The 25859-nt window shown below is 43.7% G+C and carries 10 protein-coding genes and 1 pseudogene; 10 read left to right on the forward strand and 1 reads right to left on the reverse strand.

Annotated features, from left to right (window positions below):
* Positions 1-165: 165 nt before the first annotated feature.
* On the reverse strand, positions 166-2490 hold the full coding sequence (locus tag RDP42_RS03355; protein WP_308762525.1) for a family 20 glycosylhydrolase: 2325 nt from the start codon (positions 2488-2490) through the stop codon (positions 166-168).
* 375 nt (positions 2491-2865) lie between these two features.
* Here RDP42_RS03355 and RDP42_RS03360 point away from each other — a divergent pair, with 375 nt between their 5' ends.
* From RDP42_RS03360 to RDP42_RS03405, 10 genes and pseudogenes are all read left to right on the forward strand, one after another.
* A complete protein-coding gene (locus tag RDP42_RS03360) occupies positions 2866-6825 on the forward strand; it encodes a response regulator (protein ID WP_308762526.1) in 3960 nt (1319 codons plus the stop codon).
* Between the two features lie 968 nt (positions 6826-7793).
* On the forward strand, positions 7794-10928 hold the full coding sequence (locus RDP42_RS03365; protein ID WP_308762527.1) for a TonB-dependent receptor: 3135 nt from the start codon (positions 7794-7796) through the stop codon (positions 10926-10928).
* 6 nt (positions 10929-10934) lie between these two features.
* Positions 10935-12866: a RagB/SusD family nutrient uptake outer membrane protein gene (locus tag RDP42_RS03370; RefSeq protein WP_308762528.1), complete on the forward strand. Its 1932-nt coding sequence runs from the start codon at positions 10935-10937 to the stop codon at positions 12864-12866.
* 35 nt (positions 12867-12901) lie between these two features.
* The gene (locus RDP42_RS03375) at positions 12902-15724 is read left to right on the forward strand and encodes a SusC/RagA family TonB-linked outer membrane protein (RefSeq protein ID WP_308762529.1); all 2823 of its coding nucleotides are present in this window, start codon (positions 12902-12904) and stop codon (positions 15722-15724) included.
* An 18-nt stretch (positions 15725-15742) separates the two neighbouring features.
* A complete protein-coding gene (locus RDP42_RS03380; RefSeq protein ID WP_308762530.1) occupies positions 15743-17431 on the forward strand; it encodes a RagB/SusD family nutrient uptake outer membrane protein in 1689 nt (562 codons plus the stop codon).
* Between the two features lie 18 nt (positions 17432-17449).
* Positions 17450-18469, forward strand: coding sequence for an IPT/TIG domain-containing protein (locus tag RDP42_RS03385; RefSeq protein WP_308762531.1), 1020 nt, complete (start codon positions 17450-17452; stop codon positions 18467-18469).
* An 8-nt stretch (positions 18470-18477) separates the two neighbouring features.
* Entirely contained in the window at positions 18478-20163 is a 1686-nt protein-coding gene (locus RDP42_RS03390) for a cellulase family glycosylhydrolase (protein WP_308762532.1), read from the forward strand.
* Positions 20164-20324: 161 nt separating this feature from the next.
* Positions 20325-21188 (forward strand): annotated as a pseudogene (locus RDP42_RS03395) (glycoside hydrolase family 5 protein); the annotation flags it as partial.
* Positions 21189-21245: 57 nt separating this feature from the next.
* Entirely contained in the window at positions 21246-23444 is a 2199-nt protein-coding gene (locus RDP42_RS03400) for a glycoside hydrolase family 3 C-terminal domain-containing protein (RefSeq protein WP_308762577.1), read from the forward strand.
* A gap of 92 nt (positions 23445-23536) precedes the next feature.
* Positions 23537-25858 (forward strand): beta-glucosidase, encoded by a 2322-nt coding sequence (locus RDP42_RS03405; protein ID WP_374046908.1) that lies wholly within the window; start codon positions 23537-23539, stop codon positions 25856-25858.
* Position 25859 lies beyond the last annotated feature (1 nt).

The following is a 25859-nucleotide window of genomic DNA, read 5'->3' on the forward strand; positions in this document are numbered from 1 at the left end:
GTCAACTTAGTCAGGAATTAATCTTAAAACTGACAACTATTTTCAGTACACCTCATTTGAAGTTAAACGCCTTTGCGTTTGTTCCAAAATGTACTTGCGTTTTACTTGAAACGTACTTACGTTTTGGAGAGAACGCAAAGGCGTTTTCTGAGCTGTCTGATTCAACTAATTGATGGCGATTTCATCGAGGAACAAGTAAGTTTGCTTGCCTGCCCCCGGATGCCATTTCGGGAGTACCGGAGTATTCTTTCCGATAATGTGCACATAGCGTGCTTTTGTCTTGTTGAAGCTGACGGTATCGCGTTTCAGTACATTGTTCTTACTGCCTTTTTCCAGTGTCGGAATGGATATCGAACCTATCTTGGTGTAAGTCTTTCCATCTTCAGAACCATACACTTCCAATCCTGTCAGTCCGAAGATATAGTCACCCGGAACCAGGTAGGTACCGACTGAGACAGAAGATATTTCTTTCGGTTCCTGCAAGTCGATGGTGGCATCAAAATCCTGTCCATAAATACCGATATAGCGTCCCGAACGATAATTGTCGTCTCCTTGCATACCATCAACCAGTAAGTTGGCACCCTTGTAAGTGAACTTTTCGTCGGGTGTACATTTCAGGGTAATAGGATGCATGGTAGCCAAGTTATACGTGAGGTTTTCTGCTGTTACATCACTTTCACGACCGTTACGGATAGCCTTTGCCTTGATGGTTGTTGTCTGGTCTACCGTAAATGGCTGAGTATACTGTTGTGAAGTAGCCGAAGGGTCGGAACCGTCCAATGTGTAGTAAACCGGTGCATTGTCGAATGTTTTCAGTTGGATAGAAGCTGCTCCGCCTTCTCCTTTCGGTTCAACATCGATGGTGACATCCTCGATATCCTTTTTATAATTATATCCGTACAATTGGTACAAATCCAGCTGGTGGCGGAGTCGTTTCAGGAATCCATTCAGGTCTTTCTTTGCCGGATTGCTCCATTGTAATTCGCTCAATGCGGCGATGCGTGGCATCATCTGCCATTCCATCTTTACGCTGTCTTTGGTCCATTCGGTCCAGATACATCCCTGTACGCCGATAATGTTTTTCTTTTCTTCCGGAGTCAATTCGTCGGATGCCGGTTCAAAGTTGTATACCCGTGCCACACTGCTGATACCTTTTAGACGGTTATATCCAGGATTGCTGAAGTACAAGTGGCTGATGGGGCAGACAATGGTTGGATGTCCCAGCTGTGCGGCTTTGATGGAAGCCTTTACACCCGTCCATGCCATGACGGTAGTTGTTTCCGGATTCGGATTGCCTTCTAAAATCTCGTTCCATGCCAGCATTTTCTTGCCCCGTTTGGCAATTTCCTTTTCCACTTCGTTCATGAAATACACTTGGAGCTGGTTTTCCTTGCTGTGCTCTTTCGTGTCGCGCAGTCCCAGTTCTTTGATTTTGGCCTGACATTTTGGACATTTTTCCCATTCTGCTTTTGGACATTCGTCTCCTCCGATATGGATATAAGGAGCGTCCGGGAAGATATCCATCAGTTCGTTCACCACATCTTTGGCAAATTGCAATGTACGAGGATTTCCTCCGCAAAGTACTTCCTTGAACACTCCGAACTTGGTAGCTGTTTCATACGGGCCACCGGTACATCCCAGTTCCGGATACGAAGCCAATGCGGCCAACATGTGTCCCGGCATATCTATCTCGGGGATAACTGTGATGAAGCGTTCAGCTGCGTAGGCCACGATTTCTTTGGCATCTTCCTGTGTGTAGAAACCGCTTACCGGAGTTCCGTCGAACTGACCGGAACCGGGGGCAGTAATCGTTTCTTTACGGTACGAACCTATTTCCGTGAGTTTGGGATATTTCTTGATTTCAATGCGCCAGCCTTGGTCCTCAGTCAGGTGCCAATGGAAATAGTTGATGTTGTGCATGGCCATGACATCAATCAGTTCTTTCAGATATTCTTTCGGGAAAAAATGACGTCCTACATCAATCATGAATCCACGATAGTTATATAGTGGATAGTCATTTACCTCCCCTGCCGGCAGTGAGGCTAATGCCTTGCCTTTTGTGATGGGAAGTGCTTTATGGATGGTCTGGCATCCGTAGAATACTCCAGCCTCGGTAGCCCCGATTACGGTGACGGCATCACTCGTCACTTTCAGCTTATATCCTTCTTTCTGAATGATGGAGGGGTCGATTTTCAGTATGATACAGTTTTTCCCAGCTTTTGTACCTGTTTTGACTTCTGTTCCGGTTACCTCTTTGATATAATTAGCCAAAAGTCGGGCGGTGCTTGCCAGCTTTTCATTGCCTTCGTCGTAGACGATGGTGGTGGAAGATTTAATCACGAAAGGCGCTGATGACGGATTTTCCGTCACTTCTTGTGGAAGTGGAATGACATTCAGGTCACCCGTCTGGGTTTCTTGTGGCGCACAGGCCATCATCCATCCTGCTGTTAGCAGGCAGATTGTCCATACTTTTACTAGATTTTTTCTCATAGCATATTAATTTTAGGTTTCTTTTTTATGCTTCTATTGTGCAAATGTAATTATTTTTTTGATTAAGTAGTGAGCCTTTTTGCATAAGATTTTAAATCTGGTGCTTACAAATAAAATATTCTTATGAATTTGTGTGGCTGGATAAAGAATGTGGAATAGATAGAAAAATGCCGGTGTGAGAATCAGTTTGTTTCCTAGATAGATGTCCCTAAATTGAAAAAGAGAAAAAGTGAATCAGTTATTTTAATTTTTGTTATATTTGCAAGGCTTTGAACGGCTTAAGATGGAAGCCCTTTGGGTTTATTTACATGAAGTACATAATTATCTAATACTTGATTGTAGAGGTGGAATTCCTTTTTATGGCTTATGGAGAACATGAAGAGATACATTTATTGTAATTTCGTAGTTTTAGCTTTTTTATTGATGCATGCAGGCTTTGTGAAGGCTGTTGCAATCTCTAAATATTATTCGTATGGTTTTGATTCTTCAGAAGGCTTGTCCAGCAATACGGTATTCAAGATATTGAAATGGGGAGATTTTATCTGGATGTCTACCCGGCAAGGAATAGATATGTATAATGGCTATTCCTTCAAACATTATAACCTTTTTCATGATGACATACGCGCCCTGGGCGACGGGCAGAAAATATCGGTGTATACAGATGGGGCAGGTCATTTGTGGGCTTATACAGACAGTGGCCAGATGTATTTGTATAATACGGAGAGTGATTGCTTTCAATTGTTTGTATCGTTGTCAGATTATCATATCTATCCGACCCTGAATGCACTTTTGCAAATAGGTACTAAATTGTATGCCTGCACTTCCAATGGAATATTGTGCATTGATATGAAAACCAAGCGTATATTATGCAAAGGACTGGATGGTTTTGAAATCAGGTGTGGGCAATCTTGTGGCAATAATTTTTTGCTGGTGGGGGGAGTAGGAGGCGTTTTTACCTTGACTCATGACCTGAAAATTTCCAAACACATTCCAGGGATGGATAAGCAGACTGTAGAAACCTTATATATGGACGCTTCGAAGGATTGTGTATGGATGGGCTGTGAAGGAAGCGGACTGTGGTTTTATGAGCGAGGTCACTTGTCACAGGTGCAAGGTCCGTTTCAAAGTGCCATTGTACGATCCATCCGGAAATTGGATGACAAATACATGCTGATAGGTTGTGATGGAATGGGGGTTTATAAAGTCGGTATGGCTCAAAAAGAGTATCAGTTGTTTGCTTCCGATGTGGTGCCGGCGGGTACCTTGTCGTTGCGTACTTCCAGTGTGTATGATATTCTGGTGGATGAAGGTAATATATGGGTGACGAGTTATTTGGGAGGAGTGACCCTCTTGCGGAAAGGTTCGAATTTTGTGTTGGTGAAGGATGAGGAAGAAAAGGTAAGTTCCGCAAACTTTGTTCATGGGGTTTGTGCCGGGAAGAATGGAGATATCTGGATGGCTTTCAATTTCTACATTGGATGTTATAATTATCTGGATAATACGTTCCGGAAATTTTTAGACAAGCAGGCCGGTTTTCTTTCTGTAGCATTGGACGATGAAGGATTTGTGTGGTGTGGAGGATATAATTCGGGCGTTTACCGTTTGAATCCTCGGACAGGACATTTTGATTTCTTTCCTTCTTTGTCGGGAAATGAAGAGAAAGATTGTGTGTTTGCTTCTTGTAAAGATTCATTGGGAAATATCTGGCTGGGGGGTATGAACTTTAATTTGACCAAGTTGACGATACAGGGGGAGAAGTTTGAAAAGCATTTTTACAAGCTGAATAAAGTAACCGCCTTACTTCCCATTGCCACGGATAGTTTGCTGGTTGGGACGGTAGATGGCGTTTATCTGATGAACATAAAAACAGAAGCTGTTGAACCTATATTTAGTTCTGCTTCTTCTTTTGCGCAATGGAGAGGTTCTACCTATATAAATTGTGTGGCTTATGTAGCCCGGCAAAAAGAAATATGGATTGGTACCGACGGAGGAGGATTGCTGTGCTATCAGTTGGCAGGTAAGAATCTTGTGCCCTATACTACTCGTGAAGGATTGCCGTCGAATTATATTATGGCCATACAGGCAGATAGCCTGCAGCGTTTGTGGGTCTCTACGGAAAATGCCGGATTGTTTGTGTTTGATACAAAATCAGATAAAATGGTTTCCTCCTTAAGACGCCATGAGGGATTGTTCTTCAATGAGTTCTTTCCAGGGGCTTCGTGTTTGCTCCTTAACGGGAGTTTTGCGTTCGGCGGATATTATGGAGCGCTTGTCTTTTCTCCTTTGTCGGCCTCTCTGCATTCCGTGATTCGTAAAATCTGTTTTACAGACTTGAAGGTTGGTTCGGAAGAGGTTACCATGGTTTCCCATCCGGATATTCTAGACGTTCCTTTGAATCAAGTGAAAGAGTTGCGAATTCCATATAAGACCCGTTCGTTTGCTTTATCGATTAGTACGGATGACTTGTATAATCAATATGCCTCTCAATTTCGTTGGCGTTTGGTGGGTAGTTCAGAGGAATGGAATTTCTTGGATCCACGACATGCCATTCGTTTGACAAATCTTGCGCCAGGAACCTATACGCTTCAGATAAAAGGAGAGGACCCAGAGTCGGGTACGACTATAGAACGTAGCGTCCGGATTGTGGTGGAGCAAGTGGTATGGTTACGTTGGTATATGTTGCTTGTGTATGCATTGGTACTTTGTGGGTTTATTTATTGGGGGATTATGACTTATAAGAGTTATGTGGAGAGACTGCATTTTGAAGAAAAAATTAATTTCTTCATTAACGTGGCGCATGACATTAAAACGCCGTTGACTTTGGTGGCGGCACCTTTGGACAAACTCAGCAAGTTGATAGACAAGCCGGATGAAAGGGATGAACAGGTATATTTGTTGGCTACGGCCCGAAACAGTGTGAGACATCTTTGGAATATTGTCAACCAATTGATGGATTTGAATAAGCTGAATGTGCAGAAAGATGATTTGTTCAAACCGAATATTGTTGACTTGAAGCAATATGTAGGTTTGTTGGATTATGATTATCATCAGCTGGCAGAAGAAAAGGGACTTTATTTTAAGGTGAACAATTGTCCTGAAAGTTGTCTGGTTAATGTGGAGCCCGGATTGTTGAATCGGATTTTGGACAATTTGCTGTCGAATGCGTTGAAATATACTTTTGAAGGAGGCGTGACCGTTACTTTGCGGCTGGCGGGGAACTATGCGGTCATAGAAGTAGAGGATACGGGTATCGGCATTTCTCCTGTGTCTGCCAAAAAGATTTTTCGGTTTTTCCACCGCGGGGCGAATGCGATAGACAAGAGCATACCGGGTAGCGGTGTCGGATTATTTTTTACATATAGTCTGGTAAAGAAAATAGGTGGGAAGCTTTCTTTTAAGAGTACGTTGAATGTAGGTTCCACGTTTTATCTTTCCTTGCCTTTGGTAAAGAAAGGCCGGCAGTCGGATGAATCTTCTGTGGAATTCGGGGAAAAACAACCGGGAATGCCTTTGAGGTCTGCTTCTTATTCATCGAATAAGGAAACTATTTTGGTGGTAGAGGATACTCAGGAACTGCGTGAATATTTGTTTCATGCCCTGTCTGCATCTTATAATGTAGTGGGGGCAGGTTCGGCAGAAGAGGGCATGGAAATATTGCAGAAGCAGAGTGTCGATTTGGTTATCAGTGATGTCATGATGCCCGGAATGCGGGGAGATACATTTTGCAAGCAGCTTAAGAATCATATAGAGACCTCACACATACCTGTGATTCTGCTGACCGCCAATACCGACAAGGAAACACAAACTTTGGGATTGAGTGTGGGAGCTGACGACTATATTACGAAGCCTTTTGACATGGAGATTTTGGAACTGAAGATACGTAACGTCTTTGTCAACCGTCGTAAACTGCATTCTTATTATTTGTCGAAGATGAGTATGAAGAAGCTGGAAAGCATTCCCCATATGGACACAAAGGCTTTGCAGGGCGACATTGATACCTTGTTTTTGCAAAAGATTACACAGGTAATTCAGGGAAATATCTCTAATTCAGAGTTTACTGTCAATGACTTATGCAATGCGGTAGCCTTGAGCAGAACTTTGCTTTATGAAAAGACCCGTAAACTATTGGGTATGGCTCCCAATGATTTGATAAGGGAAATGCGAATGAAACAAGCTAAATCATTGTTGGAGGGAGGTTGTCTTTCTGTTACTGCGGTAGCCATTCAGTGTGGTTACCCCGACGTACGTTATTTCAGCACTGTATTTAAGAAATATTATGGGGTTTCACCGAGCAAAGTCATTACGGGAAACAATAAAGGAGAGCAGGATAAATAGTGTTTTGTAACTGCTTCTTAATCAGTGAAAGAAGTCAGAAAGGATGGTTCGTTCCGATAGAAATCCAACATCCTTCTGTTAATTTTCAAACATACATTCTTTTTTCTCCGAGGTGTCTTCCAGCGGTTTTCTTTCTGTGCTGCAGGTTAAGGTTTGAGGAAAGCTTTTGGGGAGATTTGTTGATATTCTGGCCTTCGGCTGGAGAGGCGTCTTACAGCCCCGACGGGAAATGTCTTCAGGGTATGGATTTTAATTTTATTTTGAGTACACATGGTTTGCTAACATATTTTTAAACTGCAAAGAAGGGACTTGTAGCTTAAATTTTAGCTGTCTTTCTTCATCGGTACAAAGAAAAAGGAGGTTTGAATTCATTCCCTTTTCTTCTTGTTTACAATTTGTATAATACTGATAATCAGTTGTATGTGTAAAATGATAGAAATCAAACATCCTTTTGTTAGTTTTCAAACATGCCTTATTATATATGTATTTATTTTTGCCAGTGCAGAAAAAGGGAGTATTGTCAACGAAACTTAATCTGCATGAATGTAAGTAACCTGATTGTAAACAATAAATCTTAATGAAAAACATGAAGAACATACTTCGTGAATGGAATTCTGTCTGGACTTTGGTGGTTGTTCAAATCTGTGGCAAAATTATCGGGCCGTAAAAGATTTGCATTTATCTGAGTATGACAAGAACCTTATTAAAAGTTTTCATTATTACCATCCATTTTTACTTACTTATCGTCTGGCAAGTTGGACTGCAGGAGGAGAATATGCAGGAGTCGTACATTATCCAGGTAATGTGGTTTTGGCGGACGATTTCGATTCACCGTCTGTAACGGTGGCTGACAAGTTTGAATCAAGGCTTCGGTATCATCAAGTAGAGAATGCTCGGTAGGGATATGCTCAATGTAGTGATGGAAGTAAAAAAGAAAACTAATAGTTGCACAATAAATAACTGATATTATGAAACATGTAGTCTTAAAATTTTGGTATATATTGGCATTTCTATGCTATATACCAGTGATGTCTTTCGCACAAGCGATTAATGTGAAAGGTGTCGTAGAAGATGAATCGGGGGAAACCTTGATTGGAGTATCTGTACAGGTTAAAGGAACAGGCACCGGTACGATTACAGACCTTGACGGGCAGTTTGTCTTGTCGTCTGTTTCGCCTGATGCAGTTCTTGTGTTTTCTTATGTGGGGTATAAGACCTTGGAACTGAAACCGAAAGCTAATATGCAAGTGACAATGACGTCGGATACGCAGAGTTTGGATGAAGTTGTCGTTGTGGCTTATGGCGTACAGAAAAAGGTGACGGTGACGGGAGCAGTATCCAACGTCAACAGTAAGGAGTTGTTGAAATCCCCGTCAGCTTCCTTGGGTAATGCATTGGCTGGTAAGTTGCCGGGTGTGCAGTCCGTTCAATATTCAGGTATCCCGGGTGGTGATGATCCTGTAATCCGTGTACGAGGCGTAGGCTCCTTGAACAGTGCGGAACCGTTGGTGCTGGTGGATGGTGTAGAACGTCCGTTTAGTCAGTTGGACCCTAATGAGGTGCAGGATATTTCAATTTTGAAGGATGCATCTGCTACTGCAGTGTATGGTGTACGTGGTGCAAATGGTGTGATTCTGGTGACTACTAAACGTGGAGAAGAAGGTAAGGCTTCTATCTCAGTTTCTGCATCCGCTGGTCTGCAGCAGATAACTCAGTTTTTGGACATGACAAATTCTTATACTTATGCCACGGCTTATAATAATGCTCAGCTGGGAGATGGCATCAGTCCTGACGCTGTGCGTTACAGTCAGACCGCCATTCAGCATTTTAAGGATAGAGACATGCTGAAAGTTTATCCAGACACCAACTGGCTGGATTACATCATGAAAAACAGTGCCTGGCAGACACAATATAACGTGTCAATCTCAGGTGGATCAAAAAAAGCAAAATATTTTATTTCAATAGGTGCATTTGACCAGGACGGACTTTTCAAAACCTTTAATGCCGACCCGGAAGAGAACTTTAAATATAAACGTTATAATTATCGTGCAAACTTGGATTTGGAACTCTCTAAATATAGTTCATTGGCTATTAATATCGGTGGACGTCTGGAAAACCGTAACACGATTGGTGACGGAGAAAGCGATTTGTTCCGTTACTTGCATGACGCTCTTCCAATGGCTGGATATGGTATTGACGAAGAGGGACGTCGATTGGTGGCAGACCCGGCCATTGTAGGTGGTGAACTGACAAACAACAGCGATGGTTTGGCTCGTTTCTATGATTTGGGATATGTGAAGGAGAGCAAGAACGTGCTCAACCTGGACTTGCAGTACAATTTGAACCTGGATTTCATTACCAAGGGTTTGTCTTTTAAGATTAAAGGATCATATAACTCAGAATATACGCAGCAGAAAGACCGTAAGAATGATTTTGGTACGGGCGTTACGTATAAAGTTACTTTGCGTGAAGATGAAAACGGTGTTCAGCAGCCGGTACTGGTGAAAAGTGGAACCACCTATATTTTGCCTTATGCTGAAAATAAGTGGGGTGACCGTGACTGGTATGCAGAAGCCAGTTTGAACTACTCTCGTTCTTTTGGAAATCACGATGTAGGTGCATTGCTGCTTTACAACCAGTCAAAGAGCTATTATCCTAATCAGGATGTTTCTGGAGACCTTTATGTATCTATCCCGTCTGGATATGTAGGTTTGGTGGGACGTATCACTTATAACTATGCTTCCAAATACATGGTTGATGTGAACATGGGATATAACGGTTCTGAGAACTTTGCTCCTGGAAAACGTTACGGATTCTTCCCTTCTGCATCTGTCGGATGGATTCCTTCAGCTGAAAAATTCTGGGAACCGTTGAAGAATGTGATTTCCTATTTGAAGATACGTGCTTCTATCGGTACGGTAGGTAACGATAAGATTGGAACTTCACGTTTCCTCTATCTGCCGGGCAGTTATAAAATCTTTGATGGATATCCTAATGGAGCAGGATGGGGTTCTGCAAACTTTGGTACCAATAACAGTACTTGGATGCCTGGGGCATTTGAGACCTCTGTCGGAAATCCGGATGTAACTTGGGAAACAGCTGTAAAGAAAAATATTGGTCTTGATGCAAAATTCTTTAATGACCGTTTGAGCTTGGGATTGGATTTCTTCTTTGAAGACCGAAAGAACATTTTGGTGAGCAACTCAGCCATGTTGCCTTCTGTATTGGGTATGAATGCCAGTTCTATCAACTATGGTCGTGTAAAGAATCATGGTTATGAGCTTACTTTGAACTGGACTGACAGAGTGGGTGAAGTGACTTACTCAATCTCTCCGTCATTGACTTTCGCTCGTAATAAGATTATAGAACAGGCTGAAGTAAAACAGAATTATCCTCATTTGTACCGTACTGGGCATCCGGTTGGCCAGCCTTTCGGATACGAATTCTTTGAATTCTATGTACCGGGTGAAACGGAAGCACGCTATAAAGCACAATATGGGGTAGATATGCCGAATCAGAATGCAGCTTTGAAAGCAGGTGACTGCGTGTATGTCGACTTGACAGGCGATGGCTTAATTGATTCTGATGATATGCATGCCATTGGTTATACAGATATCCCTGAATACAATGCTTCTGTCAACATGAGTTTGACTTATAAGAACTTTGATATTTCTATGTTGTGGACAGGTGCCACTCACGTAAACCGTCAGCTTTACTGGTATTATCGTCCTCAGTTTGGTGATACCAACAACTGTGGACTTCTGCAATGGGTGTATGATAACAGCTGGCGCGAAGATAACCGGGATGCCATATTGCCGAGACTGACATTCTCCAATCAGGCACACAATACGCTTGATTCCAGAGTCTGGTTGGTAGATACTTCTTTCCTGAGATTGAAGAACATTGAAATCGGTTATAACATCCGTAACATTCCGTTCTTGCCGCGTATTTCCAGTGTCAGAGTTTATGTGTCAGGATATAACCTGTTGACATTCACTCCGTTTAAAGGAAATGACCCGGAAAGTGCCGGTGGTGAATATGGTACATTCATCAAATACCCGATGACACGTATTATTAACTTTGGTGTAAAACTTAATATTTAATATACCATGAAAAAACTTAGATATTTTATTATAGGTTTAGTAGGATTTACCTTAGGAGGTAATACTTTGGTATCATGCGTGGATGATTTCAATGTAGGAAACTCCTTTTTGGAGAAAGCGCCGGGCGTAGATGTATCTTTGGATACTATCTTCAGTAAAGCGGAGTATACACGCTATTTCCTTTGGAATCTGTATAACCACATGAGTTGTCCGTTTTTTGTAAAGGATCAGCTGCAGTCTAGTCCGAATGAAACATTGTCTGATATCTTCCATGCATACAGCTCATGGTCGGGGGCTTATTTGTGGTATTATCCAGGTAATGCCACAGAAGGTTATCAGGATGGACAGATTAAAGATAAATTTGCCTTTAACTCAGGTAGCGATAATAAACGCTCAATTTATGAAGCTATTCGTAAGGGCTGGCAGATTATTGAGAACATAGACCGTGTGCCGGATATGTCGGATGAAGAGAAAAGCCGGTTAAGAGGTGAAACTTACGTCATCATGGCTACTCGCTACTTGGATGGATTGAAGAACTTCGGAGGACTGCCTTTGATAGACCATGCTTATCAGACTGGTGAATCGTATGATGGCGGCCGTGCTACCGTAGAACAGACAGTGAATTTTATTGACAGCTTGCTGTTGAAGGCGATTGATGAACCGGGCTTCCCGTGGGTTCTGGAGGATGTGAACAATGAAGCTGGTCGAATCACCAAGGCTGCCGCCATGGCGTTGCGTGCCAAACTTTATCTTTATGCGGCTTCTCCGTTGTTCAATGATGATGAGCCTTATATGCAGTTCACCCGTAAAGAAGACCGGCAGGATATCTTGGCTGTGTGGTATGGTGGCAAACGTCAGGATTTGTGGGAAACTTGCCTGAAGGCTTGTGAAGATTTCTTTAGAGTAAATCAGGAAAATGGCAATTATTATGGACTGATTGAACCTGCTACACGAGATGAACAGGGTTATTCGGAAGCTTATCGTGCCGGTTACTGGAATCGTGGAAACAAGGAAAAATTGTTGGAAATCCACAGTACGTATTTGATGGAAGAATGGGGTGACCAGACGTATGGTATCGGTAATGTGGCTCATCAGGGACACTTGAATCCTACATTGGAATATATGGAAATGTTCCCGATGGCCGACGGACGTAATTACCCGTATAAAGAAGGGGTCTACAATACGAATAATCCTAATAATATAGACATTTTCGCTGACCGTGATCCTCGTTTGTACGAGACTATGTTGGTGAACCGTCCGAAGTTGCGTGAGGACTATCAGGGATTGTCGTCTGTAGGTATATGGCAAGGAGGAGACATTGACCAGAATACAACCCTGAACGAATGGCGTATCCGTTTTGCCAGTGGTATGGCTCTGTTTAAATGGGTACGTGACTTCTGGAAAATGACAAACCTTCCAGCCAACTACGCTTATATGCGTATGGCAGATATGTATTTGATTTATGCAGAAGCTTTGGCTGAAACCGGCAACTTGCAGAAAGCCTGCGATCAGGTCAATATCGTACGTGACCGTGTCGGATTGGGGAAAATTGAGGTTATGAATCCGGAGTTGCATCTTACGACAAACAAGGATAACCTGATTCAGGAAATCTTGCGTGAACGTGCATGTGAATTTGGTTTGGAAGATGAACGTCTGTACGATATCATCCGTAGAAAATGCGTTGATAAATTTACTTCTCCGTTGCATGAACTGGTTATCTGGCGTAAAACTGCAGATGGACAGAAAGATACGCGTGATGATACAACCTTGAAAGCTGGTGAGCCTTATCCTAACTTCATTTATGACAAGCAAGTCATTACTGTTGGAGCACGTAGATGGTGGGAACCTGGTTTCTGGACAAATAAGTGGTTCTTATCTCCATTCCCAAGAACTGAGATAAACAAAGGATATGGATTGTTCCAAAATCCCGGTTGGTAATGTATATAAGATAATAAATAATAAATACGTAGATTATGAATAAATATATAATGAAGTCAGGCCTCATGTTGCTTTTGATGGCAGGGGGAATTTCTGCGCAGGCACAGGTACAATTGCCGGATCTAGATAAACAGAAAGTGGATCTTGGCTATGGTATCCAGCATAGCGAATTATTGAGTACGGCATCCACAATGACAATTACGGCAGAGGAATTGCAACAGACTTCCGCCGTAAGTCTGGCCGAAGCCTTGTATGGTAAATTGCTGGGACTTACTACAATCAACAATGGAGGTTTTGCCGGAGATGAAGATTTTGGAGCGATTTTTAATATCCGAGGCGTACAGACTTACAACGATGATACGAGCAATTTATTGGGTGATAAAAACCGTATTTTGATTTTGGTGGATGGATATGAACGTCCGATTAATCGTCTGACTGTAGAAGAGGTGGAAAGTGTGACGGTGTTGAAGGATGCGGCTGCAGTAGCTTTATTGGGACATAAAGGTGTCAATGGAGCCATCTTGGTAAAGACGAAAAGAGGAATGGAAGGAAAAACGCAGATAAAGGTAGGGTATAGCCATAAATTTACCTTTGACCCGGAATTCGCTGAGATGATGGACGGATACGGATATGCTTCCGCCTTGAACCAGGGACGTCTGAATGACGGATTGACTCCTACGTATTCAGACCAGGAACTGGAACTGATTAAGAATGGTACCGATCCTTATTTTTATCCGAATGTAAACTGGAAGAATGAAGCTTTCAAGAACAGAGGCTCAGAAGACCGGGCTAACCTGTCTATATCAGGAGGTAGTGATAAGGTGAAGTATTACACGATGATGGATTATACTCAGAATAAGGGTTTGTTGAAAAATACCAAACAGGCAGAGTATTCATCTCAATTAAAATATTCAAAGGCTAACATTCGTGCCAATGTGGATTTTACCTTATCGCCAACTACCCGCATTTCTGCCAATGTGCTGGGAATTTTTATTGAAACCTCCCAGCCTAACGACGTGGATGCAAACGGAGCTACATGGTATGTGTATCGTACTCCGATGAGTGCGTTCCCGCTCCGTACCTCTTCCGGTTATTGGGGAGGTAATGAAGCCTATGGTGACGGTAACATTGCAGCCAAGATTCAGGAGTCTGGTTTCCTTAAATCTCATCAGCGCCAGTTGTGGGCTGATGCGACTTTGGTACAGGATTTGGATTTCTGGGTGAAAGGATTGAGTTTCAGAGCCAGTATCGGATATGACAATTCGTCTATTACGAAAGAGTCCAGATACAAAGGTCACCAATATGCATATGAATACTATACCGGAGCAATCGGTGATAAAGACCATGTGCAGGAAGTCGTGATGGGTAACAAGGAAAACAACCTGACTTTCTCACACTGGGTAGACAGCCAGTGGCGTAGAGGAAAAGCTTCATTGGGACTTTACTATCAGAATTCTTTCCTTGATAATGATCATTTCTCTGCTGCGGTCATCTATGATGCGAGCAGTGATATTTCAGATGGGCAAGGCAATACGTTTTATCGTACCAACTGGACCGGTACGGCACACTACGATTTAGACAATAAATATTTGTTCGACCTGACTTTGGCTGCCAACGGTTCAAACCGTAGCTACCCTGCCAAATGGGCGTTCTCACCGACTTTAGGTTTAGGATACATCTTTGCCAATGATTCAAAAGCAAAGGTGCTGAACGTAGGTAAGGTACGTGCTTCTGCGGGTATCCAGCATTACGATTATGTACCGGGCATTGGTCTTTGGTTGGAAAACTGGAGTACGAACAACGGTAATTTCTTCTATGGTGAAGCAAATGCAGAGAGCTGGGGTATGTTTATGACTTCTTTCCCTACTACGAACTTCTCACAGGAAACTGCCGCCAAACTGAATGTCGGAACTGATATGCGTTTCTTCAATGCCCTTGACTTTACGTTAGACCTCTATTATCAGCAGCGTAGTCACATCTTGGTTTCTGCTCAGGACCAGAACTCATGGGTAGCAGGTATTCAGTCTGCTTACGATGATGTAGGTAAAGTGACCAGCTATGGTTTGGAAGTAGGGGCGCGCTATGCGAAAAAACTGTCCGACAAGTTCTGTTTGAATGCAGGTGCCTTCTTCACTCTTTCTCATAATGAGATAGCCAATGTGATTGAGAATCCGGCTTATCCGAATCTTTCAAAAATCGGACATGGCGTAGATGAGGCCTGGGGATTGGAAAGTATCGGCTTTTTCAAAGACCAGAACGACATTGATGCAAGTCCCAAACAGGAATTCTCAAGTGTAAAACCTGGTGATATCAAATATAAAGATCAGAATGGCGACAATGTGATTAATGAGTTTGATATGGTGGGCTTGGGAAAAGGTTATTCAGTTCCGGCCATGAACTATTCATTTAATTTTGGACTGGAATACCAAGGTTTCGGATTGAACTTCACTTTCCAGGGATCAAACAACCAGATTAAAGACCTCAAAGGAGTGGATGGTGTATGGAAGGTGCTTGCTGATAATAACAACCTGTCAACGGAGTACTACAATCATTGCTGGGATGTGGTTGGAGACCAGGCAATCTATCCTCGATTGGCTTCTCAGGAAACACAGAACAACGTACAGAATAGCACGGTGTGGTATAAAAATGTCAGCTATCTGAAAATGAGATATTGTGAGTTGTACTACAAGTTGCCGAATCAGTGGTTGCAGCATGCGCATATTGCGGGTGCAAAGCTTTTCCTGCAAGGTGAGAACCTGCTTACATTTGATAATGTGGGAGCAATGGATGCGGAAGTTCTTTCTACGAGATACCCGATTCTGAAATCAGTGAATGTGGGCTTATCTGTTACATTTTAATTTAAAAACATCATGATAATGAAATTCAAAGGATTATTTTTAATAGGCCTCGCAGGCGCAATGAGTCTGGCCGGTTGCGTGGATTTGAACTATAATGAAGCTACGGTTACTGGTGAAGATTGGGTATATGAAAATCCAACGGACGGGGTGAAACGAATGGTTTCTGATGTCTATGCACAGATGTTCAATGATTTTGATTCAATCTATGGAGGAGCAATTAAGGCTTCAGCTACTGATGAGGCTGATTTTGCCAACTCTCTTTCCGATATACATAAATTCTATAACGGAGGTTGGAGTGCTGCCAATCCTTTCTCAACAACCTGGCAGCGGGCGTACAGAGCCATTGCAGAAGTGCATATATATCTGGAAAAAATCGATAAAGTTGATTTAAGCGATTACGAATACGATAGTAACTATCCGAACATGGTTTTACAGTTCGGCCTTTACCCTTACGAACTTCGTTTCTTACGGGCTTATTACTATTTCGAGCTTGCCAGAGCTTATGGCGATGTGCCATTGGTTCTTAAATCTTTGACGAACGAAGAAGCGAATAATGTGACCCGAACTCCGGTACAGGATGTTTTCAAGTTTATTGTAAAAGAGTGTGATGAAATTGCAGAATATTTGCCGATTAGCTATCGGAATGAACCGGGTGCAGAGATTGGCCGTGCTACTCGTGGGGCTGCCATGGCTTTGAAAGCCAGAACCTTGTTGTATGCTGCTTCTCCTTTGTTTAACAAAGATAACAATCAGGAATTGTGGCATGAAGCTGCTGTGGCATGTAGGGATTTGCTGGATCGTGCAGGCGAATGGGGAATTACGTTGAGCAGTTATTCCACGTTGTGGGGACATAATGCAAATACGAACTCAGAACTGATATTAGGTATCAACCGAGGTGAGTCGAATACGTTTGAGAGAAACAATTATCCGGTAGGCGTGGAAAACGGAAGTTCAGGTAACTGTCCAACCCAATCATTGGTAGATGTTTATGAGTATAAGGACAATGGAGAGACCTTTGGGCAACGTCATCCTGGAGATATCAATGTCACAAAAGAGAATCCTTATGAGGGACTGGATCCGCGTTTTGCCATGACGATTGTGAAAAATGGCGACCAATGGCCTACCAACAGTGCACAGAAGATTACCATCGAGACGTATGAGGGCGGATTTAATGGTGCACCTAAATATAATGCCACCACTACGGGATATTATTTGCGTAAGTATGTAGATGGCAACTGCGTGACTACTTACAACAACCCGTCTACACAGAGACATACTTGGATTGTATTCCGCTTGGCTGAAATGTATCTGGATTATGCAGAAGCCATGTATAATTATTATGGCGATGCAGATGCAAAAGGCGATCTGGGTATGAGTGCCAATGAGGCCATCAATGTATTGAGAAACCGTTCAGATATTCAGATGCCTGAATTTACAGGTTCTGCTGGATTTATGGAGCGCTACCGTAGAGAAAGAATGGTGGAACTGGCATTTGAGGATCATCGTTTCTGGGATGTACGTCGGTGGAAGATTGGTAATTCCGCATTTGCCTCCGTACAGGGAGCAGACCTGAAACTGGTGAATGGCGATGTGATGCTTTCCAGAAAAACCATCGCACGTGGATGGGATGATAAGTATTATTTGTTCCCGATTCCACAGTCTGAAATTCAGAAGAATCCTAAGTTAACTCAAAATCCGGGATGGTAAATATAAAATGATTGTATTATGAAGAAAGTAAATCGTTATCTAAGTTTAATTATAGGAGGAATCATGGCAGTGGGCTTGTTTGCCTGCTCTGATGAGGCCAAGGAAGAAGGGGGTGAAAGCCTTTCAGTAGTCGTATTTAGTCCTACGCATGCGGTCCCTGGAGAAACCGTGACTATTGTGGGCACCGGTTTGGACAAGGTAGAGGCTGTGACGTTTTTGGGTGAAAACCGGGTGACGGATATTCAGGTAACCAATGAGAACCAGATACAGGTAAAACTGCCGGCTACGCTGGGAGAATCTACCGGTAAGGTGACTGTAGAGGCCGAAGGCCAGACTGTGACTGCCGGTTTGGATATGGTGATTGTCATCCCTACGATTGAAGCATATACTCCTGCGGAAGTGCAGGCAGGCGAAGAACTGGAACTGAGCGGTACATATTTAGACCGTATTAGTTCAATCATTTTCCCGGGTAATCATGTCGTGAAAGCAATTGACTTCATCCGGAAGTCTGACAATGTATTGCGTGTCAATGTACCTGAAGAAGTACCTACTTGTTCAGAAGCTTTGACACTGGTAACCACAGGCGGGCAAAACCTGACTTCACCTGTTATGAGCTTCAAGGAGAAGCCGGCTGGTGAATGGGTTGAAGAAGAAACTACTGTATGGGATGGCGGTGATTCCCCAGTAACTCTGACTTGGGGAGGTGGACTGAATCTGAAGGCAGAGTGGTTCACCAGCGAAATGCAGGTGGGCGATAAGATGACTTTCTATTTCCATCTCTTGGATAGTGCTGACGGTAATATGATTAAGGTCTATGATAGTAACTGGTCTTCTATCCTTGATATCAATGATGTCAGTGGAAGTGGAGATACAAATGCTGCAAGAGACGTGGCAGGCTTGACGGAACTCACTTTCGATATTAAGTCTGATTATTTACCTTGGTTTAATAAAGACAGTGGAGATGCCATGATTGTCACAGGTACCGGTGTAGCTTTGGATAGAGTCACTTGGACTCATAGTGTGTGGGTTGAAAAATAACATAGAGTTTGAATGATAAGATGGATGTGCAGAATGGAAAGATGATTGAAATGCTGTGTCAGTATCTGGGTACATTCCTGCACATCCTGTTTTTCTATTGTAAGAATATGAAGTGTAAATTTTTATTTCTGAGTTTGATATTATTGCTGGGGAGCCTGTATGGATGTACAGATTCTGAAAATGAAGCTGGTGGTGTTTCTTCAGCAAAGGTGATAGAGAGTGATCCGGTCGATGGGGCCACGGAGGTAGATCCGGAATTATCTACCATTACATTCACATTTGATAAAGCGGTATCCCTGGCTTCAAATTGGGATAAGTTTACTTTGGAGCCAGCTACCCAGATTACTCATGTCTCTGCAACGGTCAGAACGCTCAAAGTGGCCGTTCCGAAATTGCAGTGGAATACACAATATACGTTGACTATTCCGCAGGGAGCTTTGGTCGATCACTATAACAATGCGGTGGGTGAGGTGAAGATTAGTTTCACTACGGCTGCCTTGATAGACGGTAGTCAACCCGATCAGACAGGTATGGAGAGTGATGCCTTTGCTTTGTTCAAGAAAATCAAGGTGGGATGGAACTTAGGAAACTCACTGGAAAGTTATAACGAAGGAATGGCCAACCACATGGATGCAGAAACCTCATGGGGAAATCCGGCAGTGACGAAAGATATGATTGATGCGGTGAAAAATGCCGGATTCAATGCCGTGCGCATTCCTGTCAGATGGTATCCGCATGTGACCGATCAGAATACCATGGCCGAAGTCAAGACCGAATGGCTGGATCGTGTCAAACAAGTAGTAGATTACTGCATCGACAACGGCATGTATGTGATTTTGAATACCCATCATGAAGACTGGCTGGAAAGCCATCCGCTGGTAGAAGAAGCAGAAACGGTATTGATGAAAGAAAGAAATCTGTGGCATGCCATTGCCACTTTCTTTAAAGATTATGACGAACACCTGATATTTTCTGGTACCAATGAGGTAGAAATAAACTGGCAGGCTCCTACGGCCGACAACTTGCAGGCACAGAATAATTTCAACCAGTGCTTTGTAGATGCTGTTCGTTCTACGGGTGGAAAAAACTATTACCGTAATTTGATTATTCAAACGTATGCCACCAATCCGGATTATGCCTTCTCTGATTATGCAAACGGTCATTTGACTTTCCCAACCGATGTAGTGGAAAACAGAATTGCCATCGAATTCCATTTTTATCGTCCGGCTGGTTTCTCTTATATGGATTTTGCGGATTATACAGAGACGGTGTACTATTGGGGAAAAGATTATATCCAGTATAATACGGGGGCCTCAAATGAGCAGGAAGATTATGTAGATTGGTTGTTTGGTAAGATCAAACAGGAATGGGTTGATAAAGGTTATCCGGTAGTAATGGGTGAATATGGTGTAGTTACGCCTCCGAAAGATAAATCGGATGGAAATGTAAACGATTTGGCCGATACAAAGCGGTATTATATGACTTATGTCACTTCCGCGGCGAAAAGAAACGGAATTGTTCCGATTGTGTGGGACAATGGTACTTTCTATAATCCTTTGTACGACGGACCGTTTGTGGAAGGAAAAGAATATTTCGGCTTGTTCAACAGATGGTACCAGATGCAGCTGAATAATTATTCAGAACCTATCGTTGAAGGCATCATGGAAGGGGCAAAGACAGAGTATCCATTTTAAAGATTGAGTGTATGAAAAAGTTATTGATTTTGATATTGCTGGTCGTATTCTCTGTAGGAGGTTATGCCTCTTCGCAGAAGGCTTTTGAGATTAAGCGAGGCATCAACCTGAGCCACTGGTTGTCGCAGCGGATTCCGAACGGCCCTTCCATACAGGAGGGAATGAATGAGACAGATTTTAACCGGATTGCCCGGGCGGGATTTGATCATGTGCGCTTGCCGATTGATGAAGAGGTGCTGTGGTACGAAAACGGTGAAAAGAATAAAGAGGCTTTCTCCTATCTGCACAAAGGTATTCAATGGGCGTTGCAGAACGATTTGAAGGTGATTGTAGACTTGCATATTGTACGTTCGCATTATTTCAATGCCGGTCATGATGGCAAGAAGAATATGTTGTGGGAAAGTGCGGAAGCCCAGAAACATTTCCTTCAGCTTTGGGTAGAACTGGTGCAGGAGTTGAAAGGATATCCTACTTCCGACGTGGCTTATGAAATTATGAATGAACCTACCGCTCCCAAGCATGAGGACTGGAACAAACTGGTGGAGAAGACTTATCAGGTAATCCGAAAAGTGGAAAAAGAAAGAGTCATTGTCATCGGTTCCAACATGTGGCAGGGAGTGTATACTTTCCCGTTCTTGAAAGTACCCGAGGGTGATGAATATATTTTGCTGAGCTGCCATTTTTATGAGCCGTTCTTGTTGACCCATTATCGGGCCAGTTGGACGGAATTTGGCAACTACCAGGGCACCGTGCATTATCCGGGTGAACTGGTTACCAAGCAAGAATTTGATGCGTTGTCTGAAGCTGACCAGAAAGTAACGAAACGTTTCCGTGGAATGGTCTGGGACAAGGCGATGCTGGCTGCTTACCTGTCAAAGGCAAAGCAGGTGGCCGATGAAAAAGGACTCAATCTGTATTGCGGTGAATTCGGGGTGTATGAGAAAGCGCCCAAGGCCGATGCTTTGAGATGGTTCAAGGATGTGATTTCCGTATTTGACAGTCTGCATATCGCGTGGTCTATGTGGGATTACAAAGATAGTTTTGGTGCGTTCACTCCGCAGGGACTTCCTAAGAAAGAGTTGATGCATACTTTGATGTCGGGTAGTGGCAAGAAAGTGGTAGTAGGAGAGACTCCGGTGTATCTGGATGCCCGGAAACCGTTGGAACTTCGTGTGAAAGATGCTTTGAGCCGAATGACTTTGGAAGAAAAGACCCGTTTGAGTTACGCCGACGGACGGTTCAGTACACCGGGATGTGCCCGTTTGGGCATTCCGGGACTGATGTACTCCGACGGTCCTCATGGAGTACGTGCGGAAATTTGTTGGAACAGCTGGGATTATGCCGGCTGGACCAACGACAGCTGTACCGCTTTTCCGGCGCTGACTTGTCTGGCTTCTACTTGGAATCCTTCTTTGTCGAAGAAATATGGATTGGCTATCGGAGAAGAAGCCCGCTTTCGTCATAAAAATGTGTTGCTGGGTCCGGGTGTGAATATTTACCGGACTCCGCTGAACGGACGAAACTTTGAATACATGGGTGAAGATCCTTATTTGGCATCCCGGATGTGTGTACCTTATATCCAGGGAGTACAGGAAAACGGGGTAGCAGCCTGCGTGAAACATTATGCCTTGAACAATCAGGAACACTGGCGGAATCACATTGACGTACAGGTCAGCGACCGGGCCTTGTATGAGATTTATCTTCCGGCTTTTAAGGCTGCGGTGACTGAAGGAAAAGTTTGGAGCATCATGGGAGCCTATAATAAAGTAAGAGGTACACATGCGGCACATAACAAGTTGTTGAACAACGATATTCTGAAAGGAGAATGGAATTTCGACGGATGTGTCGTGACCGATTGGGGAGCTGCGCACGATACGTATGAGGCAGCCATGAACGGACTGGATCTGGAACTGGGTACCTATACCAATGGTTTGACTTCCAATTCCAACCAGGGATATGATAGTTATTATCTGGGTAGCGCTTACTTGAACATGGTGAAAGAGGGTAAGGTGCCTATGAGTGTAGTCGATGATAAGGCTTCTCGGGTGTTGCGACTGATTTTCCGTACGGCTATGAATGAAGACGGTAAATTTGGCGCCATGTCAAATGACTCTCACTATGAAACCGCTTATGAGATAGCTACAGAAGGCATCGTATTATTGAAGAATAAAGCCGCATTTAAAGGAGAATCTTTATTACCTTTGAAGCAGGGTCAGTATAAACACATCTTGGTGGTCGGCGACAACGCTGTCCGTAACTTGATGGCAGGAGGTGGTTCTTCAGAATTGAAACCGAAGATGGTGATTACTCCACTGGAAGCCTTGGTTGACAAGCTTGGCAGCGATTGCGTGACTTTCTCTCAAGGATACATGGCAAGCCGACCGATGTTCGATCGGGCAGATGTCATTTCTCAGTCGGTTGCAGATTCGCTTTACAATGCCGCCATTGAAGAAGCTCGTAAAGCCGATTTGGTCATCTTTATGGGAGGTCTAAACAAGAACTACCAGCAGGATTGTGAAGGAGAAGACCGTCGCGCCTACGAATTGCCTTATGGACAAGATCGTTTGATTGAAGGGCTGTTGAAAGCCAACAAGAAGCTCGTAGTGGTATTGACCAGCGGAAATGCAGTAGCCATGCCTTGGTTGAAGGAGGTACCCTCATTGGTACAGTCTTGGTATCTGGGCTCTATTGGGGGCAAGGCACTTGCCGATGTGCTGTTGGGCGAGGTGACTCCGAGTGGAAAGCTGCCGTTCTCTTATCCGGCCAAGCTGGAAGATTGTCCGGCACATTATTATGGAGAACTCAGTTATCCGGGCGACAGTATCCGTCAGGAATACAAGGAAGACATCCTGGTGGGCTATCGCTGGTATGATACGAAACATATCCAACCGCTGTTCCCATTTGGTTATGGATTGAGTTATACGCAGTTTGAATATGGCAAACCTGTCATTTCAGCTTGTGAGATGAAAGACGATGACGTGTTGGAAATTAGATGTAGCGTGAAGAACGTAGGGGATGTCGCTGGAAAGGAAACCGTACAGTTGTACATCGGCGATGAAAAATGTCGTGTGTTGCGTCCGGTAAAAGAATTGAAAGACTTCTATAAAGTCGCTCTTCAGCCCGGTGAGGAAAGAGAGATTGTATTTACCGTCGATAAAGAGGATTTGACATTCTTCGATGACCAACTCCATGACTGGGTGGCCGAACCGGGTAAGTTCAAGGCTTATATCGGAAGTTCTTCCCAAGACATCAGGGGAGTGGTAGAGTTTGAATTGAACTAAGGCAAAGACCTTTTGAAAGAAAAGAAACCAAAATTATAGATACCATGAATTTAATAAGAAATGTGATTTTAGCCTCAGTGATTGGCACTGGGATGTGTATGGCAGACAACGTACACAGCATAAAGCCGGCCATTCCGGCAGACAAAACCATTGAAGCCAATATCCAGAAATGGTTGGACAAGATGACCCTGGAAGAAAAGATTGGTCAGATGTGTGAGCTTACCGTGGACGTGGTAACTGATTTTAAGGCAAGCCAGAAAAATGGCTTTACACTCAGTGAGGCACAGCTGGATACGGTGATAGGCAAATACAAGGTCGGATCTATTTTGAATGTGCCTCTGAGCGTAGCACAGAAAAAAGAGACCTGGGCGAAGATGATCAAACGCATACAGGAAGTTTCCATGAAAGAAATCGGTATTCCTTGTATTTATGGAGTCGATCAGATTCATGGTACGACGTATACCCTCGACGGCACCATGTTTCCTCAGGGAATCAACATGGGAGCTTCCTTCAATCGGGAACTGACGAAGCGGGGAGCAGAGATTTCCGCATACGAAACAAAAGCTGGATGTATTCCTTGGACGTATGCGCCGGTAGTCGATTTGGGACGTGATCCTCGCTGGCCCAGAATGTGGGAAAATTACGGAGAAGACTGCTATGTGAATGCCGAAATGGGAAAGGCTGCTGTAGAAGGATTTCAGGGAACAGACCCGAACCACATCGGCGAGTATCATGTGGCTGCCTGCCTGAAGCATTACATGGGTTATGGAGTACCGGTATCCGGAAAAGACCGTACGCCTTCTTCTATTTCTCGCAGCGATCTGCGTGAAAAGCATTTTGCTCCGTTCCTTGCTGCTATCCGCAATGGGGCGTTGAGCGTGATGGTCAATTCGAGCGTGGACAATGGAATGCCTTTCCATGCCAACCGTGAACTGCTGACCGAGTGGTTGAAAGAAGGATTGAACTGGGATGGTATGATTGTAACCGACTGGGCCGACATCAATAATCTTTGTACCCGTGACCACATTGCGGCTACCAAGAAGGAAGCCATCAAGATTGCCATCAATGCCGGTATTGATATGTCAATGGTGCCTTATGAAGTGAGCTTCTGTACCTATTTGAAAGAACTGGTGGAAGAAGGAGAAGTTCCGATGAGCCGAATCAATGATGCGGTGGCTCGTGTACTGCGTTTGAAATACCGTTTGGGCTTGTTTGACAATCCTTACTGGGATATCAAGAAATACGATAAGTTTGGCTCTGCCGAATTTGCCAAGGTGGCGCTTCAGGCTGCAGAAGAATCGGAAGTCTTGTTGAAAAATGAACAGAATGTATTGCCTGTCAAAGTCGGTAAGAAGATTCTGTTGACAGGTCCTAATGCCAATTCCATGCGTTGTCTGAATGGAGGTTGGTCATACAGCTGGCAAGGTAATAAAGCCGATGAGTGTGCCGGAGCGTATAATACCATTTATGAGGCTTTGTGCAATAAATATGGAAAGTCAAATGTGGTATATGAGCCGGGAGTCACTTATGCAAGCTCAGATCCAAATGCCGTGACGAATCAGAACGACAACTGGTGGGCAGAGAACAAACCGGAGATTGAGAAAGCCGTAGCGGCAGCTGCCAATGTGGATGTCATTGTGGCTTGCATCGGCGAGAATTCTTATTGCGAGACTCCAGGTAACCTGACGGATTTGACGCTTTCGGCTAATCAGCGCGACTTGGTAAAAGCGCTGGCCAAGACCGGCAAACCGATTGTGCTGGTATTGAATGAAGGACGTCCTCGTATCCTCAGTGACATCGAACCTTTGGCACAGGGCGTGATTGACGTGCTGCTGCCGAGCAACTATGGAGGCGATGCCCTGGCTAACTTGATGGCGGGCGATGCCAACTTCAGTGCAAAGATGCCTTTCACTTATCCGAAATATATCAATGCCATTGCTACTTACGACTATAAACCTTGTGAGAACATGGGGCAGATGGGCGGAAACTATAATTATGATTCCGTGATGGATGTACAATGGCCGTTTGGCTTTGGATTGAGTTATACAACTTATACGTACAGCAATCTGAAGGTAGATAAGGTTTCCTTTACGGCAGACGATGAGCTGACGGTTTCAGTCGATGTCACGAACTCCGGCAAGGTAGCTGGTAAAGAAGCTGTGTTGTTGTTCTCCAAGGATTTGGTAGCCAGCAGCACTCCGGATAACCTCCGCTTGCGCAATTTTGAAAAAGTATCGTTGAATCCGGGCGAGACCAAGACAGTGACGATGAAAATAAAAGGCAGTGACTTGGCTTTTGTGGGTTACGATGGAAAATGGCGTCTTGAAAAAGGTGATTTTAAGCTAAAATGTGGTAACTTGTGGGCAGATATTAAATGTGCTGAAACAAAGCTATGGGAAACTGCTAATAAATAAA

It is taken from the genome of uncultured Bacteroides sp., assembly GCF_902472605.1.
GTDB lineage: Bacteria > Bacteroidota > Bacteroidia > Bacteroidales > Bacteroidaceae > Phocaeicola.